This window comes from Amycolatopsis sp. NPDC043885 (assembly GCF_056435685.1).
Genome location: NZ_JBWKEA010000006.1, coordinates 92993 through 107072, shown reverse-complemented (window position 1 = coordinate 107072; position 14080 = coordinate 92993). Strand labels below are relative to the sequence as shown.

The window sequence follows — 14080 nt, the reverse complement described above, 5'->3', positions numbered from 1 at the left end:
TACGGCGACATTGGGCAGGAGCGGTCTCGAGGTGTCGAGGATCGCTTTCGGCACCTGGCAACTCGGCGGGGACTGGGGTTCGTTCGACGAGGACACGGCGATCGCGGCGATCCACCACGCCCGCGAACTCGGGGTGAACTTCTTCGACACCGCACAGGCCTACGGTTTCGGGAAATCCGAAGCGATGCTGGGGAAGGCGCTGCGTGAGGAACTCAAGCGCGACCGCGACAACCTCGTCATCGCCACGAAGGGCGGTATCAAGCCGCGTTCCGAACGGCCGCGCGACTCGCGGCGCGAGTGGCTGTCACAGGGCATCGAGGACAGCCTCCGTTTCCTCGACGTCGACCACATCGACCTCTACCAGATCCACTGGCCCGATCCCGACGCTCCCGCCGAGGAGACTGCGGGGATCCTGCAGGAGTTCGTCGACGCCGGGAAGATCCGGCACGTCGGTGTCTCGAACTACGACGCCGCGGGGCTGGCCGCCTTCGACAAGACCCGGCCCGTGGAAACCCTGCAGCCGCCTTATCACCTGTTCCGCCGCGACATCGAAACCGATCCTCTCCCGTACGCGCGTGAGCACGACATCGGCGTGCTCGTGTACAGCCCGCTGGGCAGCGGACTGCTGACCGGGTCCTTCACGCCGGAGACGACGTTCGAGAAGACCGACTGGCGTTCACGGTCGTCGGCGTTCACCGGCGAGACCTTCCGGCGCACTCTCGCCGTCGTCGACCGGCTCAAGGAATTCGCGGCGGACAAAGGAATCTCCGTCAGTCAGCTCGCGATCGCCTGGACGCTCGCCCAGCCGGGCGTGCACGTCGCGATCGTGGGCGCGCGGAAGGCGGCCAACATCGAGGCCAGTCTCGCCGCCGCGGACATCGATCTGGCCACCGACGAACTCGCGGAGATCGATCGGCTCACCGCCGACGCCGTTCCCGTGTCCGGCGCGAGCCCCGAAGGGGTCGCCTAAAGCTTGAACTCGGTACCGTCCAAGGGAAGCGATGCGCCGCCGTCCAGTACGGCGGCGTGTTCGGGCGACGCGGGATCGATCACCGGGTTCGTGTTGTTCAGGTGTGTGTACGCCCACCGCGGGCCGGGCCGGAGCTTCGCGAGACTGCCGGTGATCGGCAGATGCCCCATCGCCAGCTGGGCGCCGTCGCCGACCTCGGCCGCGGTGGCGCCCGACATCTCGTCCGGCGCGTAGAAGGTCCCGTCCAGCAGTACCAGCCCTGCATCGCGGGTGAAGTCGTCGAATCCGTCCGGCCAGCTCTTAAGACAAGGCGCGTACACGAAAACGCCGCCGGTCACGACGTCTTCGATCCGATACGCCACCACCCAAGGACCGTCCTCTGTGGACGAACGTGCGTACTTCGGCCGCTTGTCGCTCACGGGAAGCATGCTCACCCGCAGCCCGTCGATGGCGACCCTCGACGACGGCAGCCAGTCCCAGCCGCCGTACCCGTCGATGATCGACCGCGCGGGGAAGTGCTCGGACAAGGCGCCGAGCACGGCGTCCGGTGCCCACACGGGCAGACCGCCCGCTTCCCGCAGGAGAAGCAAGCCGAGTGAATGATCGAGTTCGGCGTCGGTCAGCAGCACCCCGCGCAACGGGATCTCCCTCGGCCCCGGCCCGGCGCGCAACGGTGGTGTGGCGAGGATCTGCGCGCGGATGTCCGGCGAAACGTTGAGCAGGTACCAGCCTTCGTCGTCCGCGCTCACCGCCACACAGTCCTGCGTCCGCGGCGGCGCGTCCGAAACGCACAGGGCGCAGGCGCAGTTCCACTGAGGGAATCCGCCGCCCGCCGCGGTGCCGAGCAAGATCACCCTCATCGCGGCGTCCGCATCACGAGCTCGTCCGTTTTCGCCTGCGTGGCGAGGATGAGGTCGACGACCTCCCGATGCGGCGAACGCGAGCACACCGGATCCGTCGCCGAGGCGTCACCGGTGAGTTGGAACGCTTGGCACCGGCAGCCGCCGAAGTCGATCGTGCGCCGATCACAGGTGCGGCAGGTGTCGGGCATCCAGTCCTCGCCGCGATAGGCGTTGAAGGAAGCGGATTCGTACCAGATCCAGGCCAGCTGCCTGTCCCGCACGTTGTCGAATTCCAGCGTCTCGATCGCTGTCGACGCGGGGCACGGCAGCACGGTCCCGTCGGGCGCCACGGTCAATTGCCGCGCGCCCCAGCCGTACATGCACGGCTTCGGGTACTTCTCGTAGTAATCGGCGACGACATAGATGATCTCCATGCGGCCACGCAGCTGTTCGGTGGCCGCGCGCACGATCGGCTCGGCCTCCTCGAGTTGCCGCCGGGTCGGCATCAGGGCGTCACGGTTGCGCAGGGCCCAGCCGTAGTACTGCGTGTTGGCCAGTTCGAGCCGGTCCGCGCCCATCTCCTCGGCGAGGCCGATGATCCCGGCGAGCTGATCGTGGTTCCGCCGGTGCAGGACGACGTTCACCGAAAGCGGCAGCCCGGCCTTCCTGATCAGTTCGGCGGCGACGAGCTTCCGGTCGTGTGCCCGTGCTCCGGCGAGCCGGTCCGCGCGGTCGGCGGTCGCGCCTTGGACGGACAGCTGGACATGCGCGACGCCGCGCTCGGCGAGATCGTCCAATCTGGACTCCGTCAGCCCGAGCCCGGACGTCACCAGGTTGACGTAGCACCCCAGTTTCGTGGCGTGTTCGACAAGGATGGGCAGATCCGTTCTGGCGAGCGGCTCACCGCCGGACATGTGCACCTGGAGCACGCCGAGTTCCCGCGCCTGGGTGAGCACGGAAAGCCATTCCTCTGTGGACAGTTCCCCGTCGCGGGCGATCAGCTCGACCGGATTCGAGCAATACGGGCAGTGCAGCGGGCAGCGATGAGTCAGCTCGGCCAGCATGCCCAGTGGCGGCTGCGCGGTTTTCAGGTCCATTCGACGATCCGCCGTTCTCCCAGCCGGGACAGGACGTCCAGGATATCCTCCTCGCGCACACCGGTGTAGCGTTCGCGCAACGCCGAAGCGATTCCCGTGACATCCGCGACGCCGTCGCAGAGGGAAAGCACGGCCGCGGCGGTCGGATTCGGGACGAGCACACCTTCGGGGAACAGGAGGACGTGCGTTTCCCTGGTCTGGTCATAGCTCAGCCGGACTCCGCGCCGCAGCCGCGGCACCGAGCCCGGTTCGAGGGTGGTCATCACTACTCCTTGGCCGCCGCGCGCTCGATGGCGTCGAGCATCGACCAGAGCACGTCGGTCTTGAACGACAGCGCGGCGATCGCCTTGTCCTGCTGCTCGCGGGTGACGGCGTGCCGGACGACGATGTCGAGCGTCCCCTTGCCCTCACCGGAGACCTTGTCGATGCGATTGGTGAAATAGGCGAGGTCCTCCGGCGCGATCCACGAATAGTGCGCCAGCATGTCGGCGACCCGCCGCTGCATGAGATGGCCGGCGAACATTTCGGTCAGCCCCGAGGCGACCGCTTCGAGCCAAGGTCTCGTGCGGGCGAAATTCACGTAGGCGTCGACAGCGAACCGGACCCCGGGGGCGACGTGCCGCTGATCGAGAACCTCTTCGCGGTCGAGCCCGACCGCGGCGCACAAACGGAGCCATCGCTCGATTCCGCCGTCACCGGCCTTCGTCCCGTCGTGGTAGACGATGCGGTCGAGCCATTCCCGGCGGATCTCCGGCAACGGGCAGTTGCTGATGATCGCCGCGTCCTTCTGCGGGAGAACGCACTGGTAGTACCAGCGGTTCGCGGCCCAGATCTTCAGCTCGTGCTGGGACAGGTCACCGTCGTGCATCCGCACGTGGAAGGGGTGGGTGTCCCAGTAGCGGTGCGAAAGCCCGCGCAACGCCGCGATGAACTCCGACGACGACATGAGGGACACCGTGCTGCCTCCGGGTGCTCGCTGATCGGGACGGCGGCGGTGGTGGGGGACGGCCCCCACCACCGGATGCGCATTCAGTCCTCCATGCGGGCCGCGTAAGCGGTGACCTCCATGGGGGTTTCGTATTCGACGAAGTCCGGGGTGGTCCATACCTCGATCATTTCTGCTCCTAACGTCCACATGGGATCGAACAGGGCCGAAGCCACCGTCACCCTAGAAGCGCGTCGCCGATTCTGACCAGACGTAAGGACCGACTTCCGGCGGCATTTTGTAAAGTTTCCTACCTATGGCCGATCGAGCTGGGCCGGTCGTCACGCTCGGCGCACGCAACGGTTAACGACCGGTGCCGCCGATAGCCCATCCAGTGGTGTCCGTTTCGTCCCGTGGTGTGTTTCTATCCAACTCGACGGGTGCGCCCCGACCACCCGCCTACCGCCGCCATCCGAGCTCCAGGGGTGTAGCTGAAGGAGGCGTCCCATGTCCTTACGTCGTACTCTCGCCGCCGCGTTCGCCGCGGCGACGGCCGTGTCGATCGCGGCCGTCCCGGCCACAGCCGCCGAAGCGCCGTCGATCCAGGCGATCAGACAGCTCGCGAGCGGCCTCAACCAGGCCTGGTCGATCGACTTCCTGCCCGACGGCACCGGCGTCTTCACGCAGAAGGACGCCAGGACGATCAGCAAGATCGACAAGGCGGGCAAGGTCACCACGGTCCAGACCATCCCCGGGGTGAGCGTCACCGCGGAGGCCGGCCTGCTCGGCATCGCCGTCTCGCCGAATTACGCCACCGACCAGACGGTCTTCATCTACTACACGACCAGTTCCGACAACCGGATCGCCAAGCTGAAGCTGGGCCAGACGCCGACGCCGATCGTCACCGGCATCCCGCGTGGTTCGCAGTATCACCACGGCGGGCGGATCAGGTTCGGCCCGGACGGCTACCTCTACGCGGGTACCGGCGACGGCCAGAACGGCGCCAACGCGCAGAACAAGAACTCCCTCGGCGGCAAGGTCCTGCGGGTCACCACCGACGGCGCGGCCGCGCCCGGCAACCCGTTCAACAGCCGCGTCTACTCCTACGGCCACCGCAACGTCCAGGGCCTGACGTGGGCGAACGGCCAGCTGTACGTCTCCGACATCGGCGCGAACAGGCTCGACGAGCTGAACAAGATCGAGCCGGGTAAGAACTACGGCTGGCCGACCTGCGAAGGCCCGTGCAACACGGCCGGGATGACCAATCCGGTCAAGTCCTGGCCGACGTCCTCGGCGACGCCGAGCGGGCTCGCGGCCTACAAGGGTTCGCTGTACATGGCGTCCCTCAAGGGTGGCACGTACAAGCTCGACCTGAACGGCAACGGCGGCAAGCTCTGGACCAATCTCGGCCGCACGCGTGACGCCGTCGCGGGCCCGGACGGCCAGCTGTACACGATCACGCCGGGCGGCCTGTACGTCTCCGACGGCAGCTGACACGACCGCCATCAGGGCTGCGGCTCCCCGGCCACACTTGCCGCGTCACGGTCACGGGACGCGGACCAGCCGCCGAAGATCTTGAACCGGATCCACTCGTTCACCGGCGGCTGCGCGAGATTGGTGAACCAGGTGTGGTGATCGCGATGGTTGCTGACCGTGCCCACCAGCACGTGGCCGCCCCCGCCAAGTCGGGCCTTCCTGAAGGCGGGGGCACCACTGTCCTCCGGGCGCACACCGGCCCCCTGCCGGGGCGCGTCGGCGCAGAACCATTGCGGGCCAGGCTTGGCGCACCGGTAGGCCGCGGTGAAAGCCATTTCGTGGGCATGCTCCGGCCGCTGTTGACCGGTACTGCCGTAGCCGGCGACCGTGAGCTTCATGCCGGGCCAGGTCGGCCAGAATTCGCCGGAGGCGATGAGCTTGATCGGCGTGGTCCGAACCGGACGCTCGAGCGTCACCACCGCGACGTCGGCGGTACGGGCATCACCCGTACCCCACGGGTGGCGTTCGGCGCGAACCACCTTGACCGTCTGGGTCTGGGGCCCGGTGCGAAAGTAGGCGAACATGCCCTCGGGCTTGTCGGGCTTCTTGGCGAAGCAATGCGCTGCCGACACGATGTGCCGGGGCGACACCAGCGAACCCGAGCAGTAGCCCTCCTCCGGGTTCCCGACTCTCACCAGCCACGGATAGGTGCCAGGTGGCACCTCGGCGCCACCCTCGATCGCGACGGCGGTGCCCCCGGGCACCATCGTCAGTCCGACGGCCATTGCCAGAATGACGAACGCGCGAAACCGGCCGAACATCGCATCATCTCCTAAGATCCACCGGGCTCGGATCGCCCGGGACAGAAAGCAAGTTCACGAAAGGTGGGTGGGGACGGCTCTCACTGGCGCCGTGTACTGCCGATGGCACGAGCCCGCCTTCGTCGATCAACACGATCCGATCCGCCTTCGCCGTGAGTGACGGCGAGGGCAGGTCCCATGGTGCGGAGTGCTCCTCGCGCACGGTCTCGCCGCACAGTGGTTCTTCTTGCGGCACGTCGGTAATTAGCCGACGAAGCCCGTCACGGTTCAGGTCGCGCACATCGACCGTATCGAGCAGAATCCACGGGTGGCTCCGCCGGATGCCCCGACAGTCGATGGGCATGGCGAGGCGTCATCGACGTCCTCCGCCCGGCAGTCACCCGAGCTCACTCGGCGCTGTCCGGTCAGGTGGCCTTCTCGGCACCATCAATTCATCCAATGTGGACAGATAAGGTGAGAGAACCTGCTTGGTCGCGCCAAAGGCGACGGCGCGAGGCATACCTGGCATGCGGCGGTTCGGATGTCACGTCGATAGCATGACGGTCTTGGACAAGCGGCCGCAAGAGGCCAGCAGCATGGCTCCGCGACTTCATGGCGGCTCTGTTGCGGCACAGGGCAATGTGAAGACGTCATAGCTCGGTGCGCGTCGCGGGCACGCGCGACCTCGAACCTGGCGGGACGCTACCGCCGGCTATCGCACCGAACGGCGGCCAGGTGGCCGGCCGCGTCGAGCGCGCTGCCGGTGAGCAGGTTGCCGAGCAGGACGCCGACCCCGACGATGGTGTCCATCTCGAAGGGAAACACCACGATCGTGCCCAGCGCCAGCTGCGCGGCGGAGATGAGCAGTGGAAGCCATCGCGATATCGTTGGCATTCCTGAGATCCCGCCGGAGGCCAAGGCCGGGGTATGAAGGCGGCGGCCCGCACTCCACGTCGTCCGGCACCACATCGCGAAGACCAGTGTCACCAACACAGTTCCGGCCACGCCCGGACCGGCGATGCGGCGGGCGTCCAGCGGGAGCGCGAGAAACACCTGGAACGACAGGACGTACGAGCCGACCATCGCCAGCGAGAACGGTACGGACGACCGGACTTGTAACCCGGTGAGCACGGCGAACACCGCGGCGGCGGTCAGGCAGGTGACCTGGAAGGCAAGGCTGGTCAACGCGAGCCCGATGACGGGTCCGAGCAGGATGCCGGTTTGGTGAAGACGGTGAACAATGCGAACGCTTCCACGCGGCGTTCTCCGGCATCCTGTGCCACGTAGGCGCGTACGGCTGGATCGAACAACGCCCGGCGAAACCGGTTGCGGCGGACGCCATCAGCAGTGCCGGGACGGAGTGGCGAGGCCGAGCAGTGCGAACCCGCCGGTGCGCAGGGCACAGCCGGCGACGATGAGGGGCTTGTAGCCGAAGCGGTCGGCGAATGTTCCGCCGATGAGGAACATGCCCTGCTGGGGAAAATTCCGGACGCCGAGGATCAGGCCGACGGTCCAGGCCGCCGGTTCGAGGTCGCCGGACAGGTGCGCGGCGAGGTGGGGCATCAGCATGGAGAAGCCGACGTTGATGGTGAACCGGTTCAGGATCTGCTTCACGGGAGAATCCCCACCCGCGGTCGCATGATTTCCGTTGCTTGGATGGGGTCGACGACGTTGCCGCAGCGGGTCCAGCGCGAGACGATCCGGTCGGCGGAGCGGGCGATGGTGTCCGGTGTGGACGGTGGCGGCACGGTGAGCAGATCGTGGTGGGCGCAGTAATCGTCGTTGTAGACGGTGTCGAAGTACCGGTGCGGTCCGTCCGGGAACACCGCGGCGATCCTGGTGTCGAGGTCGCAGGTTCGGGCCGCCCAGCCGGCGACAAGGGCGACTGCTCCCGTGCTCCATCCGCCGCTGGCGTGGTGTGTGGTCGCGAGTGCCCGGCAGGCCCATACCGCTTCGGCGGGAGCGACCCAGTGGACCTCGTCGAAGGCGGCGTAGTCGACGTTGCGGGGGTAGATGCTGGACCCGAGTCCGCGCATCAAGCGACTTTGGGCAGGCTGGCCGAAGATCGTGGACCCGATGGTATCGACGCCGATCAGAGTCAGGTGGGGGAAGAACTCCCGCAGTACCTGAGAGATGCCGGACGAGTGGCCCCCGGTGCCTACTGAACACACGAGGATGTCGACGCGGCCGAGTTGGGAAACCAGTTCCAGCGCCAAGGGAGCGTAGGCCGTGATGTTGTCGGGATTGTGGTATTGGTCTGGGCAATAGGCGTCAGGGGTCGCGTCGAGGATTTCCTGAACGCGTTCGCGGCGGGCTTGTTGCCAGCCGCCGCTGGGGTCGGGTTCGGACACGGTCTCCACGCGTGCGCCGTAGGCGGTCAGCATGCGGTGGATGTTCGGCTCCAGCTCGGGATCGGTCACCAGCGTCACCGGGTGCCGGTGCACGGTGCCCGCGAGGGCGAGCCCGAGGCCGAAGGTGCCGCTGGTGGACTCGACGATCCTGGCGCCGGGGCGCAGCTCACCGCGCTCCTTGGCCGCGGCGATCATGTGCAGAGCGGGGCGGTCTTTCACGCCACCGGGGTTGAATCCTTCGAGTTTGGCCCAGAAGCCGCGCCCGGGCGGGGCGAAGGGCTGATCTATCCAGAGCACCGGGGTGTTGCCCGCGGTGGTGGCGGGATTGTGGCAGCGCGGCGCGCTGCTGATCAGTTGTGCTGTAGAGGACCGAGACGAGCTCACGACTGCGTTGTTCGACAGGGTGGAGGGCATCGAGTTCTCACTTCACGCGGACGCCGGGAATACGGCGCAAGAATTCTGACTTGTGGTCTGGGGGATGAGACCGATCAGATCCGCGTGACGCAGAGTTGCAGGAGAACGAGCCGTCCGGTGCGGCCGAGATCTCTGTCCACGCGCCATCGGAGTGAACCGGTCGCGCCATGGCCGTCCGCCACGATGACGAGTGTGGCGACCGCCGCCAGCAGCATGGTCAGCCAGGCGAAACCGTTCGCCGTGCGTGTCGCCGCGCAGAACATTTCACCTGCTCCGTGGCAGGTGTGGTGATGGTCCGGTGTATCACCGTCCCGCGAGGACACGTGGACGGTCTCGGTATCGGCTGCGGTGGTTGTCGCTTGTTCCGCCGTTTCGTCGTGGTGGTGGGAATGCGACATTCCGCAGGGAGTCAGGTACAGGAAGACGAAAGACAGCAGCACGGTGACCGCGAGCGCGACCCGCCAACGAGTGCGACGTGAAGTGACCGATGTGCTTCTCACAGGCACGGGAACGTAGCAGCGACGATCTTGCGGTCACCATCCGGCGGATGGATGACTGCCGGATGGCGGTACCTTGTTCTGCTTGGCGTTGGGCAGGAAATCGCTCGCGCCGAAAGGAACCGGATCGCGGGGTTACCTTCGGAATCCGAGGGCCACGTCAGGAAGTGCTTCGGCGAGCTGGTCGGCCTGGCCGGTGCTGGTGAAGACGCGGTGTCTGTCCACTAAGTACTGGGCGATGGCCTCGTGGAGGCCGAGGGTGTCCATGGTTCCGGAGTGGACGCGGGAACGGATGTCGTCCGGAGGGGAAGCTTTCGTCGCGATGGCAAGGATCGATGTCGGGCAGCCAGGCTGGTGAGGGCTTGACGTCGGCCAAGGTTGATCGCGCCTCCTCCGGAGCCGGAACGTAACAGCCGCGATCCGGTAGCGGCCATCCGGCGGGAGGCCGACGGGCCGAATGGCCTAAAGGCGGGGGACGGAGACGGCGTGTTCGAGTTCGGCGAGCGCGGTGTCCAGGTGGGTCAGGATGCGCTGCAGATGCGGCACGCTCCGGCGGCAGCCGGTGACACCGAAGTCCAGGTTGTCCCCGTTGCTGGTCAGCGTGATGTTCAGCGCCTGCCCGTCCAGCAGCACCGACGCCGGGTAGATGCCGTCGAGCGCCGCGCCGTTCCAGTACATCTGCTTGCGTGGCCCAGGCACATTGGAGATCACCAGGTTGAACGGCGGTTTCGTGTTGTTCACGAAGCCGGGGATCGGCGACACGCCGAGCTGGGCCACGTTGATCCCCGACAGCAGCAGCGTCTGCAGCGGGGTCAGCTCCGAGAAGAGCTTCTTCCCGTTCCGCATGGACGCGTTGATCGTCGCCAGCCGGGCGGCCGGATCGGTCAGATGGGTGGCGAGGTTGCACAGCAGCGCGCCGATGTTGTTCCCCGCCGCGTCACCGCTGTCCTTGCGCCGCAAGGAAACCGGGACCATCGCGGTCAGTGGCGTGTCGGGGAGCGCGTTCTGCTCCATCAGGTAGTCCCGCAGCGCGCCCGAGCACATCGCGAGGACGACGTCGTTGCGCGACACCCCGGCGGCGGTCGCCACCTTGCGCACCCGGTCCAGCGACCACGACTGCGCGGCGAAGCGGCGGGCCCCGCCGATCGGCACGTTCAGCATCGTCTTCGGCGCCTGCGACGGCAGCGTGAGCGTGTGCTCCTGGAACGCCTCCCGCGCCACCTTCATCGCGGCGGGCGCGATGCCGGCGAGCTGGTTGACCGTCTTGCCGAAGGTGCTGAACACCGAGGGCGACGCCTTGCCGTTGCGGCCGCCGTCCGGTTTGGCGCGGCGCCCCCACGGCGGCGGGCAGTCGAGGTCGAACGGGTCGTCCGACAGCGTGCCCTGGAGGTGCCGCAGTGCCGAGACGCCGTCCATCAGCGCGTGGTGGATCTTGCTGTAGATCGCGAACCGGCCGTCCTGGAGACCCTCGACCAGGTGGATCTCCCACAGGGGGCGGTGCCGGTCGAGCAGGGTGCTGTGCCACCGTCCGGTGAGTTCCAGCAATTCGCGGATCCGGCCGGGCTGGGGCAGCGCCGAATGGCGGAAGTGGTAGTCGAGTTCGAGATCGGTGTCGGTCGCCCAGGCGATATGCCCGGCGGTGTTGACCGGCCGGGCGGGACGGCGCCGGAACACCGAGCGCATGTTGTCGGACTCGAGCAGACTCTTGCGGACGTCACGCAGATAGTCGGGGCCGGCGCCCTCGGGTTTCTTGAACAGTTGCAGTCCGCCGACGTGCATCGGATGCTCGCGCGTTTCCACGAGAAGGAACATCGAGTCGGTCACGGGCATGAACGGCATCGTCGGACCACCTTCCGCGCGGCGGCGTGCGAACACGCCGGGTGCCAGAGTCTACGCACACCGAAACCACCATCTCACGCTTTAGGGTGGCTCACATGACGATCCCGACCGATCCGCAGACGGGTGAGTTCCGTCGGTCCGCCAACCATTTCGACGCTCGTGTCACCGCCGACGGCCGCGACGGCTGGCCGGTGGAGGCGGGCAGATACCGGCTGGTGGTCAGCCGGGCCTGTCCCTGGGCCAGCCGCGGGCTGGTCGTCCGGCGGTTGCTCGGCCTCGAGTCCGCGCTGAGCGTGGCCGTGGCCGACCCGATCCAGGACGAGAAGAGCTGGCGGTTCACCCTCGATCCCGGCGACCGGGATCCCGTGCTCGGCATCAAGTACCTGGCCGAGGCCTATCACGCGGCCGATCCGCACTACATGGGCGGGATCAGCGTTCCGGCCATTGTGGACATTCCGAGCGGACGGCTGGTGAGTAACGACCATCCGCGGATCACCCTCGATCTGTCCACCGAATGGACCAGCCTCCACCGGCCCGGCGCGCCCGACCTCTACCCAGAGCGGCTTCGCGACGAGATCGACGCCGTCAACGCGGGGGTCTACGCCGACGTCAACGCCGCCGTGTACCAAGCCGGTTTCGCGACCAAGCAGGCCGCGTACGAGGACGCCTATACCCGGCTCTTCGCCATGCTGGACGCGCTTTCCGACCGGCTCGAAAAGCAGCGCTACCTCGTCGGTGACACGATCACCGAAGCGGACATCCGGTTGTTCACCACCCTCGTCCGCTTCGACGCCGTCTACCACGGGCACTTCAAATGCAACCGGGACAAACTGACCGAAATGCCGGTGCTGTGGGCCTACGCCCGCGACCTCTTCCAAACACCGGGCTTCGGTGACACCGTCGACTTCGACCACATCAAGCGGCACTACTACGCGGTGCACGAGCAGGTGAACCCGACCCGGATCGTCCCCTTGGGACCGGACCTGTCCAGCTGGACGACGCCGCACCACCGGGAGCAGCTGGGCGGGCGCCCGTTCGGCGACGGCACGCCGCCGGGACCGCCGCCCGAGGACGAACGGATCGGGGACACGGATGGAGTCACTCCCTGAGCGCACCGACGTCGTCGTGATCGGCGGCGGCATCATCGGGGTCAGCTGCGCGTACCGGCTCGCCGCCGCCGGGGTCTCGGTCCTGCTGCTCGAACGGGACATCCTGGGCGCGGGCTCGACGGCGAAGGCGGCGGGCGGGATCCGGTCGTCGTTCACCACCCGGGTCAACATCGAGATCGGGCTGCGAGGGCTGGCCGAGTACGCCTCCTTCGCCGAGACGTACGGGACCGAGATCGACTTCCGTCGCGACGGCTACCTGTACCTGGTCACCGACCCCGCGGACCTGCCCGAATTCGAGCGCTGCGCCGAACTGCAGAACTCCTACGGTGTCCGCAGCCGCCTCGTCGAGCCCGCCGAAGCGCGGCGGTTCTCCCCGCTGATCGACACCGAGGGTGTCGTCGCGGCACTGTGGTCGCCGGACGACGCCAAGGCGACCCCGGACTCCGCCGTCCAGGGCTACGCGCGGGCGGCCCGCGGGCACGGCGCGGTGCTCAGGACCGGCGTCGAGGTCGTCGGGATCGAACGCGACGGCGACGAGATCACCGGCGTCCGGACCGGCGATGGTTTCGTGCGGACGGAAGCCGTGGTCTGCGCGGCGGGCGCGTGGTCGGGCCGGATCGGCGAACTGGCCGGTGTCGACCTCCCGGTGCGGCCGTTCCGGCGGCAGGTCGTGTTCACCGGCCCGGTCGCGGATCTGCCCGGGTCCGTGCCGCTGACCATCGAGATGCCGTCCGCCTTCTATTTCCACCGCGAGGGCCCCGGCCTGGCGATGTCCTTCTGCGACGGTGACGGCGACCCCGGCTTCGACACCCGCTATCAGCCGGGCGACTGGCTGCCGGAACTCGCCGAGATCGCCGCGCGCCGGGTGCCCGGGGTGCTCGACGCGGGGATCCGCGGCGGCTGGGCCGGACTGTACGAGGTCACCCCCGACCGCAACCAGATCGTGGGGGAAAGCGTCCACCTGTCGCGGTTCTTCTACGCGACCGGCTTTTCGGGACACGGGTTCCAGATGGGCCCGGCCGTGGGGGAGCTCGTGCGGGACCTCTACCTGGGGCGGGTCCCGGCCATCGACATCACCGGGCTCGACGTCCGCCGGTTCGCCGGCGACCGGGCCGTGACGAGGGAGCACAACATTGTCTGAGTTCGTCGAAGTGACCACCGAGGCCGAGCTGCGCGAGATCCTGCCGCCGCCGCTGGAACGGACCGCGAACAAGGCGCGCCCGAAGCTGCACGAGCTGGACCGCCAGTGGCTCGCGGAGTCGCCGTTCGTGCTGATCGCGACGTCGGCGGCCGACGGCACCTGCGACGTCTCGCCGAAGGGCGACCCGGCCGGGTTCACGCTGGTGCTGGACGACACGCGGATCGCCATCCCGGAGCGGCCGGGCAACCGGCGTGCCGACGGGTTCCACAACGTGCTGTCGAATCCGCATGTCGGGCTGCTCTACCTGATCCCTGGCCGCGGCGACACGCTGCGGATCAACGGCCGCGCGCGACTCGTGCGGGAGGCGCCGTTCTTCGACGACATGATCGTGAAGGGCAACCGGCCGAAGCTCGCGCTGGTCGTCGACATCGACGAGATCTTCCACCACTGCCAGAAGGCGTTCATGCGGTCGAAGCTGTGGTCGCCGGAGAGCTGGACGCCCGGCGCGCTGCCGTCGCGGGCGGCGATCGCGAAGACCTTCGAGCGGCCGGACGACAGCATGGCCGACCTCGAGGCGTACTACGCCCCCGCCGCCTACTCGGCCGGCCTGTACTGACGC

At 67.8% G+C, this 14080-nt stretch carries 16 protein-coding genes; 5 read left to right on the top strand and 11 right to left on the bottom strand.

The genetic code is table 11. The features are described from left to right. The first annotated feature begins 31 nt into the window (after positions 1 to 31). Entirely contained in the window at positions 32 to 970 is a 939-nt protein-coding gene (locus AC069I_RS19950; protein ID WP_478266167.1) for an aldo/keto reductase, read from the top strand. Here the strand turns inward: AC069I_RS19950 and pqqB are convergent. The 5 genes from pqqB to pqqA all read right to left on the bottom strand — a co-directional run bounded on the left by pqqB (position 967) and on the right by pqqA (position 4070). Next, the gene (pqqB, locus tag AC069I_RS19945) at positions 967 to 1830 is read right to left on the bottom strand and encodes a pyrroloquinoline quinone biosynthesis protein PqqB (RefSeq protein WP_478266166.1); all 864 of its coding nucleotides are present in this window, start codon (positions 1828 to 1830) and stop codon (positions 967 to 969) included. The two genes, AC069I_RS19950 and pqqB, sit on opposite strands and share 4 nt — an antisense overlap. Continuing rightward, positions 1827 to 2909 (bottom strand): pyrroloquinoline quinone biosynthesis protein PqqE, encoded by a 1083-nt coding sequence (gene pqqE, locus AC069I_RS19940; RefSeq protein WP_478266165.1) that lies wholly within the window; start codon positions 2907 to 2909, stop codon positions 1827 to 1829. The genes pqqB and pqqE overlap by 4 nt, the downstream gene beginning before the upstream one ends. Further along, entirely contained in the window at positions 2900 to 3172 is a 273-nt protein-coding gene (gene pqqD / locus AC069I_RS19935) for a pyrroloquinoline quinone biosynthesis peptide chaperone PqqD (RefSeq protein WP_478266164.1), read from the bottom strand. Before pqqD ends, pqqE begins: the two co-directional genes overlap by 10 nt. 2 nt (positions 3173 to 3174) lie before the next feature. After that, complete coding sequence (pqqC, locus tag AC069I_RS19930; RefSeq protein WP_478226379.1) at positions 3175 to 3855, bottom strand: pyrroloquinoline-quinone synthase PqqC; 681 nt, start codon at positions 3853 to 3855, stop codon at positions 3175 to 3177. An 83-nt stretch (positions 3856 to 3938) separates the two neighbouring features. Beyond that, on the bottom strand, positions 3939 to 4070 hold the full coding sequence (gene pqqA / locus AC069I_RS19925; protein ID WP_478226380.1) for a pyrroloquinoline quinone precursor peptide PqqA: 132 nt from the start codon (positions 4068 to 4070) through the stop codon (positions 3939 to 3941). Between the two features lie 271 nt (positions 4071 to 4341). Here pqqA and AC069I_RS19920 point away from each other — a divergent pair, with 271 nt between their 5' ends. Then, positions 4342 to 5328, top strand: coding sequence for a PQQ-dependent sugar dehydrogenase (locus AC069I_RS19920; RefSeq protein WP_478226381.1), 987 nt, complete (start codon positions 4342 to 4344; stop codon positions 5326 to 5328). 11 nt (positions 5329 to 5339) lie between these two features. On the opposite strand, the gene AC069I_RS19915 is transcribed toward AC069I_RS19920, so the two are convergent. The 6 genes from AC069I_RS19915 to AC069I_RS19890 all read right to left on the bottom strand — a co-directional run bounded on the left by AC069I_RS19915 (position 5340) and on the right by AC069I_RS19890 (position 11211). After that, complete coding sequence (locus AC069I_RS19915) at positions 5340 to 6131, bottom strand: S1 family peptidase (RefSeq protein ID WP_478226382.1); 792 nt, start codon at positions 6129 to 6131, stop codon at positions 5340 to 5342. 681 nt (positions 6132 to 6812) lie between these two features. After that, a complete protein-coding gene (locus AC069I_RS19910; RefSeq protein WP_478266163.1) occupies positions 6813 to 7295 on the bottom strand; it encodes a hypothetical protein in 483 nt (160 codons plus the stop codon). Between the two features lie 156 nt (positions 7296 to 7451). Further along, entirely contained in the window at positions 7452 to 7724 is a 273-nt protein-coding gene (locus tag AC069I_RS19905) for a hypothetical protein (protein WP_478226384.1), read from the bottom strand. Further along, entirely contained in the window at positions 7721 to 8875 is a 1155-nt protein-coding gene (locus AC069I_RS19900; protein ID WP_478266162.1) for a PLP-dependent cysteine synthase family protein, read from the bottom strand. The genes AC069I_RS19905 and AC069I_RS19900 overlap by 4 nt, the downstream gene beginning before the upstream one ends. Before the next feature lie 74 nt (positions 8876 to 8949). Then, complete coding sequence (locus tag AC069I_RS19895) at positions 8950 to 9375, bottom strand: hypothetical protein (RefSeq protein WP_478231889.1); 426 nt, start codon at positions 9373 to 9375, stop codon at positions 8950 to 8952. A gap of 459 nt (positions 9376 to 9834) precedes the next feature. After that, the gene (locus AC069I_RS19890; protein WP_478231888.1) at positions 9835 to 11211 is read right to left on the bottom strand and encodes a WS/DGAT/MGAT family O-acyltransferase; all 1377 of its coding nucleotides are present in this window, start codon (positions 11209 to 11211) and stop codon (positions 9835 to 9837) included. A 95-nt stretch (positions 11212 to 11306) separates the two neighbouring features. Here AC069I_RS19890 and AC069I_RS19885 point away from each other — a divergent pair, with 95 nt between their 5' ends. Genes AC069I_RS19885 through AC069I_RS19875 form a run of 3 tightly spaced genes read left to right on the top strand, consistent with a single transcriptional unit; the run spans position 11307 to position 14077 of the window. Beyond that, complete coding sequence (locus tag AC069I_RS19885) at positions 11307 to 12320, top strand: glutathione S-transferase family protein (RefSeq protein WP_478266161.1); 1014 nt, start codon at positions 11307 to 11309, stop codon at positions 12318 to 12320. After that, a complete protein-coding gene (locus AC069I_RS19880) occupies positions 12304 to 13461 on the top strand; it encodes an NAD(P)/FAD-dependent oxidoreductase (RefSeq protein WP_478226389.1) in 1158 nt (385 codons plus the stop codon). Before AC069I_RS19885 ends, AC069I_RS19880 begins: the two co-directional genes overlap by 17 nt. Next, positions 13454 to 14077, top strand: a complete 624-nt coding sequence (locus tag AC069I_RS19875; protein WP_478226390.1) for a pyridoxamine 5'-phosphate oxidase family protein — start codon at positions 13454 to 13456, stop codon at positions 14075 to 14077. Before AC069I_RS19880 ends, AC069I_RS19875 begins: the two co-directional genes overlap by 8 nt. The last annotated feature ends 3 nt before the right edge of the window (positions 14078 to 14080 follow it).

What these genes read in the sequence shown, in the direction of transcription:
- AC069I_RS19900 (WP_478266162.1), bottom strand. Translation starts at nt 8,875, where the DNA reads ATGCCCTCCACCCTGTCGAACAACGCAGTCGTGAGCTCGTCTCGGTCC.
- AC069I_RS19890 (WP_478231888.1), bottom strand. Translation starts at nt 11,211, where the DNA reads ATGCCGTTCATGCCCGTGACCGACTCGATGTTCCTTCTCGTGGAAACG.
- pqqE (WP_478266165.1), bottom strand. Translation starts at nt 2,909, where the DNA reads ATGGACCTGAAAACCGCGCAGCCGCCACTGGGCATGCTGGCCGAGCTG.
- AC069I_RS19880 (WP_478226389.1), top strand. Translation starts at nt 12,304, where the DNA reads ATGGAGTCACTCCCTGAGCGCACCGACGTCGTCGTGATCGGCGGCGGC.
- pqqB (WP_478266166.1), bottom strand. Translation starts at nt 1,830, where the DNA reads ATGAGGGTGATCTTGCTCGGCACCGCGGCGGGCGGCGGATTCCCTCAG.
- AC069I_RS19920 (WP_478226381.1), top strand. Translation starts at nt 4,342, where the DNA reads ATGTCCTTACGTCGTACTCTCGCCGCCGCGTTCGCCGCGGCGACGGCC.
- AC069I_RS19885 (WP_478266161.1), top strand. Translation starts at nt 11,307, where the DNA reads ATGACGATCCCGACCGATCCGCAGACGGGTGAGTTCCGTCGGTCCGCC.
- pqqD (WP_478266164.1), bottom strand. Translation starts at nt 3,172, where the DNA reads ATGACCACCCTCGAACCGGGCTCGGTGCCGCGGCTGCGGCGCGGAGTC.
- AC069I_RS19915 (WP_478226382.1), bottom strand. Translation starts at nt 6,131, where the DNA reads ATGTTCGGCCGGTTTCGCGCGTTCGTCATTCTGGCAATGGCCGTCGGA.
- pqqC (WP_478226379.1), bottom strand. Translation starts at nt 3,855, where the DNA reads ATGTCGTCGTCGGAGTTCATCGCGGCGTTGCGCGGGCTTTCGCACCGC.